This is a genomic window from Acinetobacter sp. WCHAc010034 (assembly GCF_001696615.3).
GTDB lineage: Bacteria > Pseudomonadota > Gammaproteobacteria > Pseudomonadales > Moraxellaceae > Acinetobacter.
On sequence record NZ_CP032279.1, the window covers coordinates 1,162,438 to 1,185,178 of the forward strand.

Annotated in this window: 18 protein-coding genes and 8 tRNA genes; 8 read left to right on the plus strand and 18 right to left on the minus strand. The window is 53.0% G+C overall.

The window, feature by feature from the left end; all coding sequences use genetic code 11:
- Positions 1 to 94: 94 nt before the first annotated feature.
- The gene (locus BEN74_RS07155; protein ID WP_068907293.1) at positions 95 to 1,297 is read right to left on the minus strand and encodes a multidrug effflux MFS transporter; all 1,203 of its coding nucleotides are present in this window, start codon (positions 1,295 to 1,297) and stop codon (positions 95 to 97) included.
- Positions 1,298 to 1,437: 140 nt separating this feature from the next.
- Here BEN74_RS07155 and yccS point away from each other — a divergent pair, with 140 nt between their 5' ends.
- The 4 genes from yccS (at position 1,438) to BEN74_RS07175 (ending at position 8,101) form a co-directional block, all read left to right on the plus strand.
- On the plus strand, positions 1,438 to 3,612 hold the full coding sequence (gene yccS / locus BEN74_RS07160; RefSeq protein WP_068907291.1) for a YccS family putative transporter: 2,175 nt from the start codon (positions 1,438 to 1,440) through the stop codon (positions 3,610 to 3,612).
- A gap of 85 nt (positions 3,613 to 3,697) precedes the next feature.
- On the plus strand, positions 3,698 to 4,258 hold the full coding sequence (locus tag BEN74_RS07165; RefSeq protein ID WP_068907451.1) for a YcxB family protein: 561 nt from the start codon (positions 3,698 to 3,700) through the stop codon (positions 4,256 to 4,258).
- 339 nt (positions 4,259 to 4,597) lie between these two features.
- Complete coding sequence (locus BEN74_RS07170) at positions 4,598 to 7,216, plus strand: PepSY domain-containing protein (protein WP_068907289.1); 2,619 nt, start codon at positions 4,598 to 4,600, stop codon at positions 7,214 to 7,216.
- Positions 7,217 to 7,330: 114 nt separating this feature from the next.
- Positions 7,331 to 8,101, plus strand: a complete 771-nt coding sequence (locus BEN74_RS07175; protein ID WP_068907286.1) for a YdcF family protein — start codon at positions 7,331 to 7,333, stop codon at positions 8,099 to 8,101.
- Between the two features lie 24 nt (positions 8,102 to 8,125).
- Here the strand turns inward: BEN74_RS07175 and BEN74_RS07180 are convergent, their stop codons facing one another.
- The 11 genes from BEN74_RS07180 to BEN74_RS07235 all read right to left on the minus strand — a co-directional run bounded on the left by BEN74_RS07180 (position 8,126) and on the right by BEN74_RS07235 (position 10,874).
- Positions 8,126 to 8,587, minus strand: coding sequence for a DUF2750 domain-containing protein (locus BEN74_RS07180; protein ID WP_068907284.1), 462 nt, complete (start codon positions 8,585 to 8,587; stop codon positions 8,126 to 8,128).
- A gap of 89 nt (positions 8,588 to 8,676) precedes the next feature.
- Positions 8,677 to 8,752 (minus strand) — tRNA-Val (locus tag BEN74_RS07185).
- A 109-nt stretch (positions 8,753 to 8,861) separates the two neighbouring features.
- Positions 8,862 to 8,938 (minus strand) — tRNA-Asp (locus BEN74_RS07190).
- A 45-nt stretch (positions 8,939 to 8,983) separates the two neighbouring features.
- Positions 8,984 to 9,059: transfer RNA gene (locus BEN74_RS07195), tRNA-Val, on the minus strand.
- A gap of 28 nt (positions 9,060 to 9,087) precedes the next feature.
- Positions 9,088 to 9,164: transfer RNA gene (locus tag BEN74_RS07205), tRNA-Asp, on the minus strand.
- A gap of 13 nt (positions 9,165 to 9,177) precedes the next feature.
- Positions 9,178 to 9,253: transfer RNA gene (locus tag BEN74_RS07210), tRNA-Val, on the minus strand.
- A gap of 21 nt (positions 9,254 to 9,274) precedes the next feature.
- Positions 9,275 to 9,351 (minus strand) — tRNA-Asp (locus tag BEN74_RS07215).
- 47 nt (positions 9,352 to 9,398) lie between these two features.
- Positions 9,399 to 9,475 (minus strand) — tRNA-Asp (locus tag BEN74_RS07220).
- Between the two features lie 28 nt (positions 9,476 to 9,503).
- A tRNA-Val gene (locus BEN74_RS07225) sits at positions 9,504 to 9,579 on the minus strand.
- Positions 9,580 to 9,966: 387 nt separating this feature from the next.
- Positions 9,967 to 10,458, minus strand: a complete 492-nt coding sequence (elsL, locus tag BEN74_RS07230; protein ID WP_068907281.1) for a cell wall-recycling L,D-carboxypeptidase ElsL — start codon at positions 10,456 to 10,458, stop codon at positions 9,967 to 9,969.
- Positions 10,455 to 10,874: a YbaN family protein gene (locus BEN74_RS07235; protein ID WP_068907279.1), complete on the minus strand. Its 420-nt coding sequence runs from the start codon at positions 10,872 to 10,874 to the stop codon at positions 10,455 to 10,457. The genes elsL and BEN74_RS07235 overlap by 4 nt, the downstream gene beginning before the upstream one ends.
- A gap of 86 nt (positions 10,875 to 10,960) precedes the next feature.
- On the opposite strand from BEN74_RS07235, the gene BEN74_RS07240 reads away from it, so the two are divergent.
- The 3 genes from BEN74_RS07240 to dapE all read left to right on the plus strand — a co-directional run bounded on the left by BEN74_RS07240 (position 10,961) and on the right by dapE (position 13,314).
- Entirely contained in the window at positions 10,961 to 11,827 is an 867-nt protein-coding gene (locus tag BEN74_RS07240; RefSeq protein ID WP_068907276.1) for a DUF1853 family protein, read from the plus strand.
- Between the two features lie 94 nt (positions 11,828 to 11,921).
- Positions 11,922 to 12,062, plus strand: a complete 141-nt coding sequence (locus BEN74_RS07245) for an entericidin A/B family lipoprotein (RefSeq protein ID WP_068907274.1) — start codon at positions 11,922 to 11,924, stop codon at positions 12,060 to 12,062.
- A 115-nt stretch (positions 12,063 to 12,177) separates the two neighbouring features.
- Complete coding sequence (dapE, locus tag BEN74_RS07250; RefSeq protein WP_068907272.1) at positions 12,178 to 13,314, plus strand: succinyl-diaminopimelate desuccinylase; 1,137 nt, start codon at positions 12,178 to 12,180, stop codon at positions 13,312 to 13,314.
- Between the two features lie 66 nt (positions 13,315 to 13,380).
- Here the strand turns inward: dapE and BEN74_RS07255 are convergent, their stop codons facing one another.
- The 6 genes from BEN74_RS07255 to pilG all read right to left on the minus strand — a co-directional run bounded on the left by BEN74_RS07255 (position 13,381) and on the right by pilG (position 21,795).
- The gene (locus tag BEN74_RS07255) at positions 13,381 to 13,827 is read right to left on the minus strand and encodes a hypothetical protein (RefSeq protein WP_068907270.1); all 447 of its coding nucleotides are present in this window, start codon (positions 13,825 to 13,827) and stop codon (positions 13,381 to 13,383) included.
- Positions 13,828 to 13,830: 3 nt separating this feature from the next.
- The gene (locus BEN74_RS07260; RefSeq protein ID WP_068907268.1) at positions 13,831 to 18,186 is read right to left on the minus strand and encodes an Hpt domain-containing protein; all 4,356 of its coding nucleotides are present in this window, start codon (positions 18,184 to 18,186) and stop codon (positions 13,831 to 13,833) included.
- A 172-nt stretch (positions 18,187 to 18,358) separates the two neighbouring features.
- The gene (locus BEN74_RS07265) at positions 18,359 to 20,431 is read right to left on the minus strand and encodes a methyl-accepting chemotaxis protein (protein WP_068907266.1); all 2,073 of its coding nucleotides are present in this window, start codon (positions 20,429 to 20,431) and stop codon (positions 18,359 to 18,361) included.
- Between the two features lie 42 nt (positions 20,432 to 20,473).
- Positions 20,474 to 21,010 carry a chemotaxis protein CheW gene (locus BEN74_RS07270; RefSeq protein WP_068907264.1) on the minus strand — a complete coding sequence of 179 codons (537 nt, stop codon included), beginning with the start codon at positions 21,008 to 21,010 and terminating at the stop codon, positions 20,474 to 20,476.
- Between the two features lie 6 nt (positions 21,011 to 21,016).
- Positions 21,017 to 21,385, minus strand: a complete 369-nt coding sequence (locus BEN74_RS07275) for a response regulator (RefSeq protein ID WP_068907262.1) — start codon at positions 21,383 to 21,385, stop codon at positions 21,017 to 21,019.
- Positions 21,386 to 21,411: 26 nt separating this feature from the next.
- Positions 21,412 to 21,795, minus strand: coding sequence for a twitching motility response regulator PilG (gene pilG / locus BEN74_RS07280; RefSeq protein ID WP_068907259.1), 384 nt, complete (start codon positions 21,793 to 21,795; stop codon positions 21,412 to 21,414).
- Between the two features lie 279 nt (positions 21,796 to 22,074).
- On the opposite strand from pilG, the gene BEN74_RS07285 reads away from it, so the two are divergent.
- On the plus strand, positions 22,075 to 22,722 hold the full coding sequence (locus BEN74_RS07285; protein ID WP_068907256.1) for a hypothetical protein: 648 nt from the start codon (positions 22,075 to 22,077) through the stop codon (positions 22,720 to 22,722).
- Positions 22,723 to 22,741 lie beyond the last annotated feature (19 nt).

Genomic DNA, 22,741 nt, shown 5'->3' on the forward strand with positions numbered 1-22,741 from the left:
GCCAGCCTGCCGGCATTGCGCAGCGCCATCCAGCCTGAAAAAGCTCAATTGCCGGGCGGCAGCGCGCTGAAGCAGCATTGCCTCATGCGCCCGTTCAGGCGTTTTGCCCGCGCTGAAGCCGGCTGAACGCCAGCAGCGCAAGCGCGATAAACAGCAGCATGACTCCCGCCATGTTCAGCAATGCGCTCCACAGCATGAAGTTCAGCATCACCCCGCCCGCCAGCCCGCAGGCGAACTGCATGCTGCCCATGACTGCGCTGGCGGTTCCTGCGCGCGCGCCCTGCTGCGACATCGCCAGCGCCATGGCATTCGGGCCGGTAAAGCCTATGCCTGAAATTGCCAGAAACATGCCCAGCATTACCCAGAGCAGTGGCGCATGCGGCGCCAGGCCGGCGGCCAGCAGCGCTGCCGTGCCCGCCAGCTGCAGATAAAGGCCAATTTTCAGGCGCTGAATGACGCCGGTTTTAGGCGCCAGGCGCCTATTCAGGGCGGAAAACAGCATAATGCCAAATGCATTGGCGCCAAAGGCATAGGCGAACTGCTGCTGGTTCAGACCGTAGCCGTCCATCAGCACGGCCGCAGAGGAACTGATATAGCAGAACAGCACGCCGCCGGAAAAGCAGCCGGCCAGCATCGGCAGCCTGAAGCTTGGATCCTTGAAAATCGCCATGTACAGCAGCAGCACCTGATTGAAGTTCAAGTGCAGGCGACGGCTGGCGGGCAAAGTTTCCTTAAAGAAGAAATGCACGCACAGCAGGCATACTGCGCCGATCAGGCCCAGGAAAGCAAAAACCGCATGCCAGCTGAAAAATTTCAGCACCAATGAGCCCAGCGCCGGCGCAATAATCGGCGCAATTCCCATCACAATCATCATGCTGGAAAACGCCTGCGCGGAGGCCTGCAGGTCCAAGCGGTCGCGGATGGCGGCCCGCGCAATCACCACGCCGACACAGCCGCCCAAAGCCTGCAGAATGCGGGCGGCGATCAGGCTCCATTCGCTTTGCGCAAACAGGCAAATCAGGCTGGCTGCAATGTACAGGCACAGGCCAAAATACAGTGGCGCCTTGCGCCCAATCCGGTCACTGACCGGGCCGTAAATCAGCTGGCCGGCCGCTAGGCCTAAGAAGTAAGCCGGCAGCGTGTTGGCGATCCTCTGCGTGCTGACGCCGAAATCCTGCGCCATCTGAGGCAGAGCCGGCAGATACATGTCTATGGACAGCGGGCCAAGCGAGGTCAAAAGCGCCAGCAGCATGATCCATGCGCTGGAATACCGGGTTGTGCGCTGTGCGTCCTGCATAGGGTTATTTCATGATTAAATGCTGAGAATGCAGACAAGTTTACACAGGTCATAGTATTATTTCCGCATATTCAAAGTGAAAAATCACACAATTCAGAGATGCCCCCGGCCGCGCCGAATCTGACAGCAAAGGATGAACATTGAACTCTTGGCTCGCGCGCCTGAAGCAGGCGACTTACAACACGACATTCATGTACAACGTCCGCATGATTATTGCGTTTGCGGGGACGGCTTTCGCGCCGTACTTTCTGGGCCAGCAGATGTACACCATTCCCTTGACGCTGGGCGTTGTGGCGGCCGGCTTAAGCGATATTGACGACCGCTTTTCCGTGCGCATCATGAACCTGATTTACACCTACATCGGTTTTTTCGCCACGGCGGTTTCCATTTACCTGCTGTTTCCTTACCCGATGCTGTTCGCGATTGGCCTGATTGTGTCCTGCATCGGCTGGATTCTGCTCGGCTCACTGGGGCGGCGCTACGCTACAATTTCCTACGGCTGCCTGGTGATTTCCGTGTATTCGATGCTGGGCGTGCACTTATTTGACAACTGGTACATGCAGGCCAGCCTGCTGGTGATTGGCGCGGCGTGGTACGGCCTGCTGTCCACCGTCAGCTTCCTGCTGTTTCCTGTGCGCCAAGTGCAGGACAAGCTGGCGCAGTGCTATTCCTCCCTGGGCGATTTCCTGTTTGCCAAATCCAACCTGTTTGATGTCGATATGACCGCAAAAAGCTATCAGCAGAGCATGATTGAGCTGTCTTTGGAAAACGGCAAGCTGATCGCCATCTTCAACGACATGAAGACTGCCCTGCTGACCCGCTTAAAGGGCGACCGCGGCCAGCGCGACACGCGGCGCAGCCTGCAGTACTACTTTGTCGCGCAGGATATCCACGAGCGCGCGGATTCCTCACATATTGACTATCAGAAGCTGGCGAAAATCTTTGAGCACAGCGACATCCTGTTCCGCTTTCAGCGCATTCTGTCCATTCAGGGCAAGGCCTGCAAGGATCTCAGCAGCAGCATCATGCAGCGCAAGCCGTATCATCACAGCAAGCGCTTCAAGCATGCCTTTGAAAACCTGCGGCTGTCTTTGGAAAAACTGCGCGCTGAACAGCAGTACGATCAGGTCTGGGTCAATTCATTATTTTCGCTGTATCAGAATTTGAAAGCCATTGATTCGCAGCTGCGCAACGTTGAAACCGAGCGCCACATGAATTTCGACAAAGCCAAGCATATAGAGCATCAGCTGAAAGATGACGACCTGAAAGGCTGGGACGATATCGTGATCCGCGTCAAGCAGCATTTAACGCCGGAGTCTGTGCTGTTCCGGCATGCCGTGCGCGTCTCGCTGGTGCTGTTTATCGGCTATATTTTTGTGCAGGTGACCAATATCCAGTACGGCTACTGGATTCTGCTGACCGCGCTGTTTGTCAGCCAGCCGAATTTCAACGCCACCAAGCGGCGCCTGTATCTGCGCATTGTCGGCACCTTAATCGGCATTATTTTGGGCTATGCGGTTCTGTATTTCATTCCGTCCATCGAGGGCCAGCTGCTGCTGCTGATCCTCAGCGGCGTGCTGTTTTTTGAACTGCGCAGCAAGCAGTATGCGCAGGCCACCGCTTTCATCACGATTTTAGCGCTGATCAACTTCAATCTGGACGGCATGGGCTTTGCCGCCGCCATGCCGCGCATGATTGACACCTTAATCGGCTGCGCGCTGGCATGGTTCGGCGTCAGCTTTATTTTTCCGGACTGGAAATTCCGCCGCCTGCCGCGCACCATCAAGCGCTCGCTGCAGGCGCAGTGCAGCTATCTGAGCGAAGTGGTGGAGCAGTATAAGAACGGCCGCAACAACGGCCTGAATTACCGCGTGGTGCGGCGCGCCGCCCATAATACCGATGCCGATGTCGCCTCGCTGATTTCAACTTTAGCCACCGAGCCGGATTTTGACCCCGCGCAGAAAGCCCAGGCGTTTGAGTTCCTGTGCCTCAACCACACCTTCATCAGCTATATCGCAGCCTTGGGCGCGCACCGCGGAAAAATTCAGGATCAGGAAGTCCTCACCCTGCTGGACAAAGCGCTGGATGACATTCAAGGCGCGCTGCTCAGGGATGAAGTTCCGGATCTGACTGCGCAGAATATGCTGCAGACCATCCGCCAGCGCTTATCGCAGAATAATGATGAAGATCAGAAGGCATTGATTATCCTGCAGCAGCTGTCGCTGATGTTCAGCATTTTGCAGCAGCTGAGCCGCTTAAAGCAGAATTTAAGCCATGACCATGACCAGCATGCGACAGAATTGGCTTCATTATAATTCGGATGATTTTGGAACAATATACTCACTGAATCGGCTTAAATAATGCTAAACTTTTTAAAGTTTGAAATTTGTTAGTTTGACCATGACCGCAAAAAATTTATACGCCTATACCCTGCAGCCAGTAGCTTATGAAGTTTCTGAAGAAGAACAGCGCCATGCCCAGCTTGTGCTGTCGCGCAGCAACTATAAAATCGGCAAAAAAGCCTGGCTGATTATGGGCGCAATTATTGCCCTGGCCCTGCTGGGAATTATCCTGATTAAGAACTATTCCACTATTTTCTGCTGGGTAGCGATTGCCTGCGTGGTCATCTATTTCCTTGCCCGCAAGTTCGGCATTGAGTGGTATGTAAAGCGCAAATTAAAAGAAACCCCTGTGCAGGAAATCAAAGGCATCCGCCTGGGCGTGCAGCCGCACGGCATTTCCATGCAGCAGCAGATGGGCATGCAAATGGGCAATATGACCGTGGGCTGGAAAGACATCTACGAATGGTACAACACGCCGGAATTCATTCTGGTCAACTTCAAGATTAAGGGCCAGCAAGGCGCCTACATTCTGCCTAAGCGCCTGGACAGCAAGAATTTCCCTTTCAGCACCATCCGCAAGCATTTGACTGAAACTGTCGGCGAGCCGAAATCGGTTTAAGCGCTGCGCCGACGCGGACAGCCTTGGCATGTGAATGATGCCGGCCGGTTAAGCATTTTTAACGCCGCCTTGCCCAGCACTGCGGCGAAGAGAGGATGAACAGCAATGCTTTCATCCTCTCTTTTATCTTGCGCCCTTCACAATTCAGGGTTAGGGAAAATTCATCAGCAGGCCATAATAAAGTGGATTTGCGCTGCCCGGCATGGCTGCATCTGAATTTCTTATACTGCTAATCAGTAATGATAATGAGAATAAATATTATCCTTAAAATCCATACAGTCTTCTTAATCTGAGGTTATAATCCGCCTCACCCAGTCAGCCCGCCAAACATTGACCGCCATGTTTAAAAAAATCCTTTTTCAAATTCATTGGTTTCTCGGGATTACTGCCGGACTCATCCTTTCGCTTATGGGTGTAACTGGCGCAATCTATTCCTATGAACAGCCGATTCAGAAATGGCTGAACCCTGAAAGCTATACGGTTCAGGCAGAACAGAAAGAAAAATTAACCCCTGCCCAAATCTTTCAGCATTTCCAGCAGGCCGATCCTGCAGTAAAAATCAACAGCATCACCATCGCCCAAGACCCGGCCGCCTCTTCCACAGTAAATATCGTCAAGGAAGGCGCGCGCAAGGGCTACAACATGATGATCAACCCCTATTCCGCTGCCGTGCTGCCGGAAATTAAGGGCCGTGAATTTTTCCAGTTCATTCAGCAGCTGCACCGCAACTTAACGGTCGGCGAAACCGGCAAGCAGATTACCGGGGCTGCCACGCTCATGCTGATTTACTTTGTGCTGAGCGGCCTGTACCTGCGCTGGCCGAAAAAACATTCGGCTAAGCAATGGCTGCTTGTCAAGCCGAAATTGAAAGGCCGCAATTTCCTGTGGGACCTGCACGCTGTCGTCGGCACCTGGGTCATCATTTTTTACCTGCTGCTGGCATTTACCGGCCTGTACTGGTCATATGACTGGTGGCGCGACGGCATGTTCAAAGTAATGGGCGTAGAGCGCGCGCAGCCTGAAATGCAGGCCAAGGCGCAGGGCAAAGGCGGCCCAGCCGCTGAAGGCAATAAGCCAAGCCCGGCAGGCGCGGCTCCTGCTGAACAGGGGCAGAATAAAGCTGAAGGCCGCGGTTCCAAAGGCTTGAGCCCGGAGCAGGTCAGCGCGGCATTAACCCAGACCTGGACCGGCTTCAATGCGCAGGTCGGCCGTGAATATTCCAGCATCACCCTGAACATTCCGAAAAAAGCCAATGGCGAAATGGAAGTGTCTTTTGTCGATGCCGAGCCGCAGCATGAACGCGCGCGCAATAAGGCCGCCTATGACTATCAGGCTGGCGCCATTACCAAGCTTGAACTGTACGAAGACCAGAAACTGAACGAGAAAATCATGAGCAGCATGCTGCCCGTGCACCGCGGCAGCTTCTTTGGCCCGGTCTATCAGTTCTTCGCCATGCTGGCCTCGCTGATCATGCCGCTGTTCTTTATCACCGGCTGGATGCTGTATCTGAAGCGCCGCAAGCAAAAGCGCCTGACGCAGCTGGCGCGCAGCCACCTGACTGACGCAGCGCCGGACCTCAATGCCAAGCCTTGGCTGATTGCCTACGCATCGCAAACCGGCGTTTCTGAACAGCTGGCCTGGCGCACTGCTGCCAGCCTGCAGGAAGCGCGCCAGCCGGCAGCCGTGAAAGCCGTGCAGCAGCTGACTGCGGAGGACTTGAAAAATGCGCCGCAAATCCTCTTTGTCGCCAGCACATACGGCACCGGTGAAGCGCCTGACTTAGCCTCGGCTTTTGAAAAGAAACTGATGGCGCAGGCGCTGGATTTAAGCCATCTGCGCTATGCCGTGCTGGCGCTCGGCTCTCAGGAATATCCTGAAACTTACTGCAGCTTCGGCCGCCGCATTGACGCATGGCTCAGCAGCAATGGCGCCGTGCAGCTCTTCCAGACCATTGAAGTGGATAACGGCGATGCAGCCGCCATTCAGGCATGGAACGCGGCCCTGGCCAAAGCGACGAAGCTCGAACTGCAGGCCATGACCCTTGAGAAAACCTTTGACGCATGGACGCTGACCGCGCGCAGGCTGCTGAATCCGGACAGCCTGGGCGCGCCGGCATTCAATCTGGAGCTTAAGCCTAATCATGAGGCGCTTTGGCAGGCCGGCGATATTGCCGAGATTCAGCCCGGCAACAGCGCCGAGCGCATTCAAGCCTTCCTGCAGCAGCATGCTGTTGCAGCCAATACGCCGGTTGACGCAGCAGCCCAAAGCATTGCGGAAATGCTCTGGGACCGCGATTTAACGGTGGAGGTCGAGCCTTTTGCCAATATGCGCCATTTGCTGGAGCAGCTCCCTGCGCTGCCGGCGCGCGAATATTCAATCGCCAGCATCCCGCAGCAGCAGCTCCTGCGCTTAGTGGTGCGCCAGCAGGCCGATGCGCAAGGCCAGCTCGGCCTCGGCTCAGGCTGGCTGGGGCAGCATGCAGCGCTGAACAGCGCCATCGCCCTGCGCATCCGCACTAACCCGTCTTTCCACCTGATTGACGATAACCGGCCGATTATCTGCATCGGCAACGGCACCGGCATTGCAGGCCTAATGAGCCTGCTGAGCGCGCGCATCCGTGCTGACTATACCGACAACTGGCTGATTTTCGGCGAGCGCCAGCGCGAGCATGACTTCTTCTTCCAGAGCACTATTGAGGCATGGCAGACCACCGGCATGCTGAAGCGCCTGGATTTAGCCTTCTCGCGCGATCAGGCGGAAAAAATCTATGTCCATCACAAGCTGCGCGAACAGGCTGCGGAACTGAAGGCATGGATTGAAAAGGGCGCGGTCATCTATGTCTGCGGCAGCATCCGCGGCATGGCCAGCGATGTTGACCTTGCCTTGACCGATATTTTAGGCGCTGAAAGCGTTGAACAGCTGAAGCAGGACGGCCGTTACCGCCGCGATGTCTACTGAGGTTCAGCCTGCCTGAACAGAAAAACCGGGCTCCTATACCCGGTTTTTTCTTGTCCGGAAATTGTTTAAACTGCATTCCACAATTCAATAATACAGATTTAAGACTTTAAACCGATGAAAAGACTGCTGCTTTTGATTCCGGGCGCGCTGCTGCTGGCGGATGGCCTATGGCTGGTTTCACTGAATAAAATCCATTTAGGCATTATCCTGCCGATGCTGATCGGGGCTGTGTTTATCGGCATCGCGCTGTTTCATGCGCCAATCCAGCGCTTTTTAGCGCAGCATCGCGCGCTGCGGAAAGCCTGGACTCTGTCATGGGCCGGATTTGGAATTTGGCTGATCAGCCTGGCCGGATTTTTCGCCTATCTGCAGCACTCCATCAGCCAGTCAGAACAGATTCCGCCTGTCAAAGCCATCATTGTGCTGGGCAGCGGCCTTGAACACGGCCAGCCCTCGCCTACGCTGAAAGCGCGCCTTGATGCAGGCGCAGCCCTTGCCTTAAAAAATCCGGACGCGGCCTTAATTATGGCCGGCGGCTTAGGCTTTAACGAAAAGATTTCTGAAGCGGCGGTAATGCAGAACTACCTTGTGCAGGCGCATCATCTGGCAGCGGAACGGATTCATCTGGAAGACCACAGCACCAGCACGGAGCTGAACCTCATCAACAGCAAAGCGGTTCTAGAGCGGCTGCAGATTGGCTTAGACCAGCCGATCGCCATCGCCACCAGCGATTTCCATGTGCTCAGGGCCGCAGCCATTGCCGGGCATCAGGGCTACAGCAATATCTATGCCGTCAGCGCGCCGACTCCGCTGTATATCCGCTACAACTCATGGCTGCGGGAATATTTCGCCTTCCTCAGCGGCTGGCTGCTGAATGAATATTGAGGCAGCAGCCTCTAGCCGCGCAGATTAATTAATGCGGATGCTGCGCGGCTGCGGAATATCGCGGTTTTGGAAAATTTCCGGCTTTTGCGCATACACCTGATATAAATATTTTTTGAGATCCAGCAGCAGCTTTTCCGGGGCAACAAGTATGTTTTGCCCTTCCGGCGTCAAATCCAGCGACAGCGCAGTATGCTGCTCACGCAAAAACGGGATGACCTTTTCAATAAAATCCTTCAGGCTGATTTCTTCAGGCTGGTAATTTTCCCAATTATCTTTAATCAGCAGCTTGGCCAGGCTTCTATTTTTCCAGACCGCAAAGGCTTTCTGGCCGGTCGGCGTCGCGCACAGCGCCCAGCCGTCCTGATACAAAGCGGTTAAGCCGCCCTGCGCAACCAGCGCTTCAAGGAACTGTTTATAGGCATCTTGGGGATTGAAATTTGTTATTTGAGTTTTAGCCGCGGCCCTGCGCTGATATGGATTTCTCATAGATCACATGCGTATATTAATTATTATAGACTGCGGATTCTATGAAATAATCATGCGCTAAGCAAGTTTTAAGCAAAGGAACAGATATATGGTGGGCGCTGACGGGATCGAACCGCCGACATTCTGCTTGTAAGGCAGACGCTCTACCAACTGAGCTAAGCGCCCTGAGGAATAAAAACAACGTTGTTGTTTTTATGACGCAAGACAAGCGAAGCGCGTAGTCTTGGTGTTTGAATATCTTAAATCTCAGGAATTTAAGACACCTTAAGATAAATGGCGCAGCGGACGGGACTCGAACCCGCGACCCCCGGCGTGACAGGCCGGTATTCTAACCAACTGAACTACCGCTGCATCACGTCGCTTCTTAACGAAGCACACTTTATATCTTAAAAGATATGGTGGGCGCTGACGGGATCGAACCGCCGACATTCTGCTTGTAAGGCAGACGCTCTACCAACTGAGCTAAGCGCCCTTAAAGGGGTTGTTGCATTCTTTGCAAATGGCGCAGCGGACGGGACTCGAACCCGCGACCCCCGGCGTGACAGGCCGGTATTCTAACCAACTGAACTACCGCTGCATCGCAAAGATTATGGTGGGCGCTGACGGGATCGAACCGCCGACATTCTGCTTGTAAGGCAGACGCTCTACCAACTGAGCTAAGCGCCCTCAAAAGACCGATTGTGTAAATGGCGCAGCGGACGGGACTCGAACCCGCGACCCCCGGCGTGACAGGCCGGTATTCTAACCAACTGAACTACCGCTGCATTTGCACAATGTCGCTATTGCGGCAAACGAATATTAAGACTTAAAGTGGCGCAGCGGACGGGACTCGAACCCGCGACCCCCGGCGTGACAGGCCGGTATTCTAACCAACTGAACTACCGCTGCACTTTAAAGTCTTAACGCTGAAAAAGCTTGGTGGGCGCTGACGGGATCGAACCGCCGACATTCTGCTTGTAAGGCAGACGCTCTACCAACTGAGCTAAGCGCCCTTTCAAAACGTCTTCATCGTTTGATGAGGTGCATTATAGAGAATCCTCACCGGGTGTCAAACGCTTTTCTGCGAGTTTTCCACTTTTTGCGCCCGAGTGATTAAAAAATAGGTGATCTGCGCTAAAAACCGGCATTTTTGTTTAATTTTTAAGTGCATAACTTATTTCAGCGCGGTTTTTCAGGCGCATTTGCAACGCTGCCTGATCCCTTTTCAGCAGCGATTGCCGCAGCTGCAGCTGAATTTCAAAGCCTGCATTGCGCATAACCTCCTAAATCTCTTTCCTATACAGCAGGATTTCATCAGGCTTCAGTATGCCAGCTATTCAGATAAGGGACTGAGCGGACTAAAAAACCGGGCGCATTTGCAGCGCCCGCCTGCAGGCGGCCTACGCTGCAATATAAACCAATGCATTTTCAGGCACCAATTCAAACAGCTCCGCCACGTCCGCATTGCGCATGCGGATGCAGCCGTGCGACATCGGAACCCCCATCGGCTCTGTATCCGGCGTGCCGTGAATATAGATGTAGCGCTGATAGGTGTCGCAGCCTTCGCCCTGATTAAAGCCGCATTCCAGGCCGCTGAGCCATAAAATCCGCGATAGAATCCAGTCGCGTTCAGGATACTGGGCCGCCAGCTGGGCGCTGTAAACCTCGCCGGTCGGCTGGCGCGCAATGAAAACCGCATTCAATGGCGCGTTCTGGCCAAATTTTTCTGCAACCTTGTGCCAGCCTCGCGGGGTTTTGCCGCTGTTTTCAGTTTCGCCAATGCCGTTTTTTCCGCTAGAAATCACGTAAATCTTATCCAGCTTGTTCAGGCTGAGGGTCTGGCGCTTTAAATCAATAATGATATCTGCCTGATCCAGCGCATATTGGGTCATGATTCTTTCCCTATTTTCTGTTTCTCTGCATGTTCGCTATCTGGACTGAGCGCTTGGCCCTGCGGTTCCGGGCGCATCCACAGCCATGCCGCCACAATCAGCATCGCGGCATCGGTAAAAATTTTCACCGCTAAAGGCGCGGCGGTAAACAGCATAATCACCGCGCTGATCAGCATCATCACGCTGGCGACCCATTTGGCTTTGCGGGGCACGGTGCCGTTTTCGCGCCAGGCGCGCAAGGTCGGGCCATATTTAGGATGGTTTAGCAGCCAGTTATCCATTTGCGGCCAGCCTTTTGAAGCCGCCCAAGCCGCTAAAATCAGAAAAACAGTTGTCGGCATGCCGGGCAGCAGCGCACCAATAAAGCCCAGTATGATAAAAATCACCACCAGGCTGCGCCAAAACAGCGTTCTCATACCACAGCCCTAAGTCCAGAATTGAGGTAGTATAAAGCGTTTTTGCATTTTATCCGCTGTTATTCTGCACTTTCCTCAGGCCACGCATGCATCTGAATTTTTTAAACCTTGAACACGATGAACCCTGGCTGGCCTTGCGGCAGCCGCTGGTGCGCCAGCTGGCCTTCTGCATCGGCAGCCCGAATATTCTGCGCAGCCTGCCTGCGGACCTGGCCATAACGCATCCATTCCAGCTGCATGACGATGCCACTTGGAATAAGCATTTAAAAAATTACTGGCCCCGCCTGCAGCAGCTGGACCGGCATCCTGAAGCGCTGGCCGATTTTTTGCAGCAACTGAAAAGCACCCGGCTGGGCCTGCGCTTCGAAATGTTCCTCTGGTTCTGGCTTTTGGACAGCGGGCACCACCCTTACCGGCTGCTGGGCCACAGCATTCAGAAGATAGACGGGCCGAAAACGCTGGGCGAGCTGGACTTTGTCCTGCTCAACACCGAAACCGGTGAAGTTGAGCACTGGGAAGCTGCCTTGAAATATTATCTGGCGGAGCGCGATTTCTCCCTGCCCCATTGGCATGGCCTGAACCGCAGCGATACCCTCAGCCGCAAGCTGCATCATTTCACCGAAAAGCAGTTTCAATTTGCAGATGCCCTGAACCATCAGATTCAGCGCCGCTTCTGCATCCTGAAAGGCCAGCTGTATCTGCCTGAGCGCTCCAGCTGCGCCGCGCTGCCGGACTGGATCAATCCCGCGCGCCGAATCGGGCTGTGGGGACAGCGCCTGCCGGACGCCGCCCTGCAATTTTACCGGCTGCAGCGCCATGAATGGATTTGCCCGCAGGCGCAGCCCAGCAGCCATGCGGCGCAATGGTGGACGGACGGCCTGTATAAAGCAGCCTGTCAGGAGCATTACTATATGTTCCGCCGGCCGGGCCTTTTATTACATTCGCTTACTTAAGCGCAATAAAAACTGCATACAGTTTAAGCAGCACATTTTTTAATCTAAAGCTCACATCAGAATAATTTGACTATTCCTTAATCTGGAGATGACGATGAAAAAAATTCTTGCCGTTTCACTACTTGCGGTTTTCGCCTTAACCGCCTGCAACACCGTTAAAGGCCTGGGCAAAGATGTCTCCAAAGCAGGCGATGCCGTCACCAATACCGCTGAAAAAACCCAAGAGAAAATGTAATTCAATTCCGGCATGAGAAACCTTACCGCGCGCTAAGGTTTTTTTATGTTTAAGTTTTCCTTTATTTTGCCGATTCGCCTATTATATTGCGACTTTTTAGACTTTCAGATTCAGCATGACTTCATCCTCAGCGACACTCGATCTCAGCCTAGAGCTTTTACGGCAGCCTTCCGTTACCCCTGTCGACCACACCTGCCAAAATATCATGGCTGACCGCTTGGCTAAAGCGGGCTTCAATATTGAACATATGCGTTTTGAAGACGTTGACAATTTATGGGCGCGCCGGGGCACGGAGTCTCCAGTGTTCTGCTTTGCAGGCCATACCGATGTTGTGCCGACCGGCAATCTGGATGCATGGAATTCAGCGCCTTTTGCCCCGGAAATCCGCGACGGCAAGCTGTACGGGCGCGGCAGCGCCGACATGAAAACCGCTTTGGCGGCCATGGTGATTGCCTCTGAGCGCTTCACTGCAAAGCATCCGGACCACAAGGGCTCAATTGCCTTCCTGATCACTTCAGATGAAGAAGGCCCGGCAATCAACGGCACGGTGAAGGTTATTCAAGCGCTGGAAGCGCGCAATGAGAAAATGACCTGGTGCCTGGTCGGCGAACCGTCCAGCACCCATCAGCTGGGTGACATCATTAAAAACGGCCGCCGCGGCTCGCTCAACGCCAGGCTTACGGTAAAAGGCAAGCAGGGCCATGTGGCCTACCCGCACCTTGCCGTAAACCCGATTCATACGGCATCCAAAGCCTTGGCCGAGCTGTGCGAAACGGTTTGGGACAGCGGCAATGAATACTTCCCTGCCACCTCTTTCCAGATTTCCAATCTTAATGCCGGCACCGGGGCAACCAATGTCGTGCCGGGCGTGATGACCTCGCTGTTCAACTTCCGCTATTCAACAGAAGTCACCGCGGAAGAGCTGAAAGCGCGCACGCTGGAAATTCTGGACCGCAATAATGTTGAATACGATATCGTATGGACGCATTCAGGCCTGCCTTTCCTGACTCCGGTTGGCGAACTGGTGAATGCCGCCCAAAACGCCATCCGCAATGTCACCGGCGTAGAAGCCGAGCTTTCAACCAGCGGCGGCACTTCTGACGGGCGCTTTATCGCTCCGACTGGCGCACAGGTTCTGGAATTAGGCGTTTTAAACGCCAGCATCCACCAAATTGATGAGCATGTGAATGTTGCCGACCTGGAGCCGCTGGCTGAAATTTATGAACAGATTCTAACCGGCCTGCTGGCTTGATCCGGCTTCAGCGGCCGCAATAAAAAAGGAACTCCGCGGAGTTCCTTTTTTATTCATCAAGCTGTTTTACAGGCCAATCGACGACTGGATATAGGCCAGATTCGGCACATGATAGAGCTGATCATTCATCCGCACATACTGGAAAACCGCAGGATCACTCAGCGCATGCTCTTCATCAACAATTTCGGAAATGCGCAGGCGGATAGAGCGCGGCATTTCATTGCACATCAGCGCAAAACGCTGATGCACATCATCGCCTTCAATCACCAAAGCAACGCCGCTTTTCCGCGCCGGCTCATTCACCGCATACACCGGCAGCTTCAATTCATGCCACTGCACATGCGAAACCTGCGTTTCACTGTCCAGCGCAGATAAAACAATGTTCTGCGGCAGCAGCATGGCTTCCTTGCCGCAGCAGTCGATGATATAGGCGTCAATAAACCCGGTCGAAACCGTAATCAGATGCTGCAATTCCTGCTGGCTAATCTCATTCGGTACAGCTGTCTGGCTCATAGATTACCCCTGTTTTTCTGCAATTAAACTTTCAATATTGGCCAGCAGTTCCGCTTCCTGGAACGGCTTGCCCATATAGTGCGTTGCGCCCAGGCTGAAGGCGCGCTCGCGGTGCTTCTCGCCGGTACGCGAGGTAATCATGATGATCGGCAAGTCCTGATGAATGTCATGATGGCGGACCAGGTTGGTCACTTCAAAACCGTCCATGCGCGGCATTTCAATATCCAGCAGCATCAGATCCGGCCTTACGTTTTCCAGCTGCTCCATGGCATCCACGCCGTCTTTGGCGGTGACGACATCATAGCCTTGGCGCTCCAGCAGGCGCGAAGTCACTTTACGCACCGTAACCGAGTCATCCACGATCATCACTAAGCGGCGGGCATTGCCGCGGCGTGAATGATCGCGCTGATCCGAACCGCGCTTAACGCGCTGCGTGGCTTGAATCTGGCGGGCAATGCTTTGCCCGTCCAAAATCAGGCAGACTTGGCCGTCGCCCAGAATCGTCGCGCCTGCAATAGCGCCGACATTCGAGAACTGCTGGCCAATCGGCTTCACTACAATCTGCGCGCGGGAACCGATCAGCTGGTCAACCAGCAAAGCGATAGTTTGCCCGCTGTTGCCCTTAATCAGCAGCACCGGCAATGAATGCGCAACGCTGCCTAAGCGCGGAATCGGCTGATTCGAAACAAATTCCGACAGGTAGCGCAGCTTGTAGCTGGCATTGTCAATTTTGAACACATCCGCCTTGCTGGAGAAATACTCTTCCAGCGCAGACGGCGAGATGCGGACAATACGGTCAATCTGCGCCAAAGAAATCGCAAATTGCTGATCGCCGGCTTTCACCATCAGGGCGTCGCTGACCGCTACAGTGGTCGGCACGCGGATGGTAAAGGTCGTGCCCTGGCCCAGTTCCGAATCAACCGAAACATGGCCGCCTAGGGCTTTGATTTCGCTTTGCACTACATCCAGGCCAACGCCGCGTCCGGAAATCTGCGTCACCTGCTTGGCGGTACTGAGGCCCGGATGGAAAATCAGCTGCAGGATTTCCTGCTTGTCGAGGAACTGATCGGCTTTGATCAGGCCCTGGCTCAGCGCCTTGGCCTTAATCACCTCTTCATTGATGCCTTTGCCGTCATCACTGAAGGATACCAGTACATCGGTGCCCTGGCGGCTGATATTCAGCACAATGCTGCCGACTTCCGGCTTATGCAGCGCCAAGCGCTCTGCTGTATCTTCCAAGCCATGGTCAATCGCGTTGCGCAGCATATGCTCGAATGGCGTCACCAGCCGCTCCAGAATGGTTCGGTCCAGCTCGCCTTCGGTATTCTGCACAATCAGTTCCGCCGGGCGGTTCAGTGTTGATGAGGTCTGGCGCACAATGCGCTGCAGGCGCGGCAGCATGCGCGAGAACGGCACCAGACGCGTGCGCATCAAGCTTTCCTGAATTTCAGCCTGAATACGCGACTGCTGCAGCAGCAGGCCTTCCGCATCACGGATTTTCTCCGCCAGCGTGCTCTTGAAGTCAACCAAATCCGAAGCCGACTCGGCGAGCGACTTAGACAGCTGATTCAAGGATGAATACTGGTCCATTTCCAGAGGGTCGAAGTCCTCATAGCGCGAATTGTCCGTGCCATGCTTGGCGAGAATCTGAGATTCCAGCTCGCCGTCCATCCGGCGCAGCTGATCCGCCAGACGCTTAATCGCCAGCTCCATTTCATTCAGGGTATTGCCCAGCTGGCCAAGATCCATTTCAATGCGCGAACGGTTGATTGAATTCTCGCCGGAAAGGTCAATCATTTTCTCAACCAGATCAGCGGAGATCCGGATCATTTCATTGCTGCTGCCGGCATTTAAGGCATCTTTCCACTCGCCCTGCATCGACGGCGGTTCGGCGCCATCGCCCTGAATAAATTCAAAGCCCAGCGCGGCCGCCGGCTGAGCGGACTTGCCGGTGCGGTTCGGCAGCTGCGCAGTCAGGTCAACCAGCTCAATTGACTCCAGGCTCAGCCTGATGCTGTCAAAATTGCTGTAGTCTTTCTCAAAAATCGCCTGCTTCAGCCAGCTGACGGTGGTCTGCAGCAGCACATCATAGGCGTTTGAGCTGAAATGATGCACCGCAAACTGTTCAAAGGTAGTTTCCAGCTGATAGGAAATGGCCGCCACCGGCTCATTTTCCACCATGCGCGCACCGCCCTTAATACTGTGGGCCGCACGCTGCAGCTGCAGCAAAATGCTTCGGTCGGTGCGCTGCTCAAACCATTGCGCCAGCAGCTGCTCCGCAGCCGCCAGCACTTCCTCAGCTTCCTCAAGGAAGGTTTCCTCAACCACTGCGCGCAGCGTGTCATCTTCAGAGAAAGCAGCCTCTGACGGTGCCGGCGCTTCCGCAGCAACAGCCGGCTCAGCTGGCGCAGAAACTTCTTCAGCCGCAGGAAGCGTAATATCTTCCGCAGCCGGCTCTTCCGCCGCTGGCGCAGCTTCAGGCGCTGCATGCGCATCCGAGGCGTGTCCGGCAGCTAATGCTTGAATATTCTGAATAATATCAATCGTAGCAGGCGCCGGATAGTCGATTTGCTTATCGCGGATAATTTGAATGCGGTCAGCCACATCATCCTGCACTAGGCGGATAATCTGGATCAGCGCCGGGCTGATGCTGATTTGCTGGCGGATAATGCGCTCATACACGAACTCCAGCTCATGCGCAATCAGGCCGATATGCGATGCTGAAATCATATTTGCGCCGCCTTTCAAGGTGTGCAAATAGCGCATCAGATTGTTCAAAGCGCCGATATTGCTTTGGTCTTTCGACCATGTGCTGAGGTCCTGATCAATCCCGGCCAGCAGCTCATCCGCTTCTTCAAGGAAAATTTCCAGCAGCTCTGAATCAAAGTCGGTATTGGCTTCAGCAGAGCGCTGCTGCCCGCGGTCAGATGCAATGCGCTGGCTGAGCTGCGCAAAATCAACTGCGGCTTCCGGCGCCTGATCAGGCGCCGCGGCCTGTTCAATATCCTGCTGCACAAAGGCGGACAGTTCGCCCAGCAATTTCTGCGCTTCCGCGCTTAACACCACGCGCTGTCCGGCAGCCAAGGTGTCGAATAGATGAATGAATTCCTGATGCGCCTGGGCAAATAATTCATAGCCGTAATCAAGGTTCAGCAGCTGCAGCTTTTCCGCAAGAGCATCGTAGCCCTGCTTCAGTTCCGAGGTGAAGTCATGAATACCGGTTGAAGCGCGGTTATCCGTATGTTCCAGCAGCTGCTGCGCCTGAGCGCTGAGCGCGCGCAGGTATTGCGGGAATTCAGCCTTGGCGCGGCTGTCAAATTCAAACTCGGCATCCAGCAGCTGGTCAATATTCAGCTCAATCAGCTTCGACACCAAGCCTTGCGGATTGGCATCCTGATCCACATCTTCAGCAGCAAAGCCGTAATCATGCCATGCGGTATTGAATGTTTCGTAAATGGCATCCAGCTGGCTGGCTGGGCCTCCGCGCAAGGTGTGCAGATAGTCGCGGACAAATTCCGCATACTGGATCAGCAGCGCAGTTTCCTGCGAGGTCGAAACAATTTCTTCCTGCAGCAGGGTCTTAAACAGGTTTTCAACCCTGGTGCTCGCTTCAAATACCTGATCAATCTGCGCCATCGACGAGCTGCCGCGCAAGGTATGCAGTGCGCGGATTAAACCGTTGTAATCCTGAACTTTTTCATCTTCTGTTTTAAGGAACTGGTCAATCGCATGCAAATGCTCTTCCGCTTCTTCAATAAAGATCGAAACCGTTTCTTCAATATAGCTGTCTTCGCCAGCGCTGGCAGCCTGCCCGGCCGGAGCCGCCGCTTCGGCCAGTTCAAGGCCGGTTATGCCGTCCGCTGCAGTCAGCGTATCGGCAAGACTCAGCAACTCTTCCAGAGCCGGCTCAGGGCTCAGGCCCTGCTGCAGCTGCTGCCCCAGCAGCACCAGCGGACGCAAATCAACATCCAGCTCTTCCACGGCTTTAAAGCGCGGATACAGCTTGTACTGATAGACATTCAGCACGGCTTGAGCATATTTCTGAATGACCGGCGTCAGCGCAAGCGCGCCTGAAATCACCCGGTTCAGGGCATCTTCCACCATCCATGCAGTTTCACCGGCAGATTTTGCCCCCACCATGCGGCCCGAGCCTTTTAAGGTATGGAAATGACGGCGAATCGTAGTCAGCATGTCTTGGTTATGCGGCGCTTGCAGCCAACCCGTAAATAAAGAATTTAATTCAGCAAAGATTTCCTCTATTTCTTCAACAAAAATCTCTAGAATTTCTGCATCTTGATCTAGATAGCTATCTTCCGGAAGCGTAGTCGTTTCTACTAAATTTTTTAATATTTCTTTCATAGCTAAGGCTTCTTACGTTTTTGCCACCAAGCAGGGTGCTCAAACTTAATTGTAACCATCACGCGTGACCTAACTGTGCTGCGTTAAGTTCATCTTGACGATGCTTTATCTGTGTTGCGCAATGCGCCTTGCCCTCAGGCAAGGCGCACCGCTCCCCCCAAGCTTTCTGACTTTATTCAGGAAGTTTAAAGTCAGATACAGATTCACGTAATGATTCGGCCATGTTTGCCAATTCAGATACCGAACGCGCAGTATCAAAAGTTGCGCTTGTGGTTTGAGAAGTAATTTCCTGTACAACGTTCATCGTCGTTGCAATATGGCCTGCAGAAGCAGACTGCAGTTTTGCAGCGTCAGAAATGTTGGCAATCAGTTTCGCCAGGTTGCCGGATACGCTTTGAATCTCATCCAGCGCCACGCCCGCATCCTTAGACAAGTTTGCGCCGCGCACAACTTCCGAAGTAGTCTGCTCCATCGAAATAACCGCTTCGTTGGTATCCGTCTGAATAGTTTTTACCAAGCCTTCAATCTGCTTGGTTGCAGATGCGGAACGTTCCGCAAGGCGCTGTACTTCGTCGGCTACCACCGCGAAACCGCGGCCCGCTTCACCGGCCATCGATGCCTGAATGGCGGCGTTCAATGCCAGAATGTTCGTCTGGTCGGCAATATCGTTAATCAGGGCAACGATGTTTCCGATTTCCTGCGAAGATTCACCCAGACGCTTAATACGCTTGGAGGTTTCCTGAATCTGCTCGCGGATTGTATCCATACCCTCAATTGAACGGTTTACAACCTGCGCGCCGTTGGCGGCAATCTGCACCGAACGCTCCGCTACCACTGCAGATTCTTCGGCGTTGGCGGATACCTGGTCAATTGACATCGCCATTTCGTTAATCGCGGCGGATGCGCCGGCAATTTCCTGCGCCTGATGCTCAGACGCTTCAGCCAGCTGGTTGGTAATGCCCTGCGTGTTCGCCGTATACTGCGCGACTTCCTGCGATGTTTCAGTAATTCGCGATACAAGGTCACGCAGCTGGTCAATCGCGAAGTTGATGGAGTCGGCAATGGCGCCGGTAAAGTCTTCAGATACCGTTGCGTAAGAACGCAAGTCACCGTCCGCCAAGTCAGCGATCTCATCCAGCAGACGCAGAATCGCGTTCTGGTTACGGTCATATTCTTCCTGCAGGCGGGTTACGCGCTGCTTATCTGACTGGCCGCGCAGGGTCAGCAGGCGGAATACGCAGATCAGGAAGCCGACCAGGCAGAGGATCAGGAACAGCGCCGGAATTGCAATCTCCCAGTTTGAACCGCTGGACAGCTTATTCAAGTTGCCTAAAAGCTCATCTGACTGCGCAAAAATTGAAGCCGAAGCCTGGCGCACTTTTACAATTTGATTCGAGTTTTTAAGAATGGTTGCAGCCGCTGATTTCAGTACGTCATCATATTCAGCCTTAATGCCGGTCAATGATTCACGCAAAGCCGGGTCAGCAATGCGCTCTACACCCAGTTCCGCGCTACCGTTCAGCTGCGCATTCAGGTAGGAGCCGAATGTTTCGGTATCGGCGCTGAAGTCATCCGCAGATTCGCGCGAGCTTTCGCTGCCGGTCAGCACCGAACTGATTGAGCGCAGAATACGCTCCGCAATAAACACCTGGTTTTTCGCAATAACCACCTGGTTTGACGGCATGTTTTGACGCGCCATCTGGTCAACCATCAGGTTGTATTCAGCCTGAATGCCCGGAATGGTTTCGCCGATCGCAATGTTGGTGTCATACAGCTTGTTGATGATTTTCTGCTGCGATGAAATCAGGCTAATGTTTTCAGATACCTGCTTCCACTGGCTTTCCACATTCTTCATGGCTTCAGTTGACGGATGCGAATCCTGCACGATAACTAAATTTTCAGCGAAGGATTTCTGCGACTCAGTCAGCTTCTTAATTGATTCCGGCGTGCCTGAAGCGGTCGCTTCCGTGGCTTGGCGGGAAATCGTTTGCGACAATAAGCGCAGCTCACCTAGGCTCCGCGTCAGCTCATTGTTGCGTGGCACGCTGTAGAACAGATAGAGTAGCAGGAAAATTGCCACAAATAGACAGAAGCCTGCACCCAAAATTAATGGCTTGGACTTTTCACTGTCACCAAATACACGCGATAGCTGATCTGTCTGTGAGTGAATCTTAGCAAGTAAAGCATTGCCACCTTTGCGGCCCATGCTTTCGCCTGTATTTTTCTTCTTAAGTTTAAAGCCCATGCAGCTTCTCCCCGATTTTCGCCTTGATGCTTAGCGCGGCAATTAATTTATAAATTTTATAGATGCGTTCATATATTTCGGATTTTGCATCAAGCTGCTGAATAAGAAGACATGCCACTGCTGATTATGCTGGTGAAAATATCCCTGACAATATTCTTTTAAATTGCTGTCTAATTCAGTGCCCGCAGAAAAGTAACTTTTCTTGTTAAAATGCTGTATCCCCAAAACCTGATCAACAACTAAACCGACATAGTGGTCATTATGACTGATGCACAGCACTTTCTGAGTCGGTGAGTAGCTGCTCCGGTGCCCCGTCATGTAGTGCGCTAAATCAGACACAGACAGTAGGCGCCCCCGGATATTCGCCAAGCCCAGCACCCAGGACTGCGTATTCGGCACTGGGGTGCATTTCGGCGGGTAAATCACTTCAGATACTTCACCTAAAGGGGCAACGAAGTACTGCCCCATCATCTCAAAAGCAATGCCTGACCATCGGTTTACTTCATTTTCTGTAGAAACATAGTTTTTGTTTCCACGCTTTGCGAGTCGAAGTAATTCGATAAATCCGTTTGCTGCCATAGAGCTTTATCCTGCATTGAGGTGTTGCTTAATCACATCAATCAACTGTTTCTCATCTACTGGCTTGGTCAGGTAATCGCATGCGCCTTGGCGCTTGCCCCAAACCCGGTCAGTAGCCTGATCCTTGGTGCTGACAATCACAATTGGAATATGCTTTGTTGTTGCGCCGCGCGCAATTTGGCGGGTCGCCTGAAAGCCGTTTACACCCGGCATCACCACATCCATAAGCACCAGATCCGGCAGCTCTGCCTGCGCCATGGTTACCCCGTCAGCGCCATTTGAAGCTTCAATAACGTCGAAGCCATGCTTGCCCAGAATCTCTTTGAAACGGAAAGTTTCAGTAGGCGAATCATCCACGATCAGAATACGTGCCATGCCATTCCCCAATATATAAATCTAAATTAAGCGGTTACGTGATTACGGATAGCGTTCAGCAATTCATCTTTGCTGAACGGTTTAGTTAAATATTCGTCCGAACCGACAACCCGCCCTTTAGCCTGGTCAAACAAGCCGTCTTTGCTTGAAAGCATAACGACAGGAATATTCTGATAATTTTGCGAATTCTTGATTAAGGCGCAGGTTTGATAGCCGTCCAGACGGGGCATCATGATATCTACAAATACAATATCCGGATTCGCTTCGGCAATTTTAGCCAAAGCTTCAAAGCCGTCGACTGCAGTCACAACTTCGCATCCTTCACGCTGGAGAAGCGTTTCCGCTGTGCGGCGGATGGTTTTTGAATCATCAATCACCATGACTTTTAGATTTTGGAATTTATCGTCCATTTAATGACCCTACAATTTTGGATGTACAAACAAATTTTGTCAGCAGCTGTGTTTTTACAAGTTATTAACATTTTTAACATATATTTACTTGTATTTTCAATGGACAATTTCTGCTCACCAGCACAGTATTCCGCAATTTCAACAACAGCTTCACACTTTCCGATGACCAACGATTTTTTTTTAACTTAGAATAGTTTTTAATTCTCTATTTTAAGACTAATATAACATTTTTATTACTTAAAAATAAGTAATTTAGTCAACTTTCAACTGGGGAGTCCAATGTTGAGTCAGTTTAAGCGCAAACTTGCCTGCATTGATTACAAAAGCATTCCGAGAAAATCCATTTTTCTGGCCTGCCTGCTGTCGCATGCTGCGCTGGCAGCCGCTCCCGCTTCCCAGCAGCCTAAAACCGCATGGTACCGCTATTATGACAGCAAAGGCGTAGCGAACATCAGCACCAGCGTGACGCCGAACCATATCCGCTACGGCTATGAAGCGCTTGACCAGAACATGCAGGTGATTAAGCGCAATAAACCTTATAATGCAGAAGCCGATATTAGGCAAGCGCCAAAACGGGCGGCGCAAGCCAGGCAGATTGAATCGGACGCCAAGCTGAAGCGCGCCTACAATAACAGCCGCACCGCTGCGCTGAAAAAAAATGACGCTTTAACCCAGATCAATAAGCAGCTGGCGTTTCAGCAGGATCAGCTGAAGCAACTGCAGAATGACCGCATTCTGTTTGTGCGCCAGGAACGCGAGCACTTCCGCAAGGGCGAGCCTGTGCCCGCGCCATTAAAGGCCATGCTGGCCAATAACCAGAAAAATATTGTGGCGAAAAAAGACTACATTCAGTCTTTGCAGAACAATTACCGCACTACGGCAGCGCAATACAACAGCATTATTTCCCGCTTGAAAGCCATGGAATAACTGTTTTTATTCAAAATCT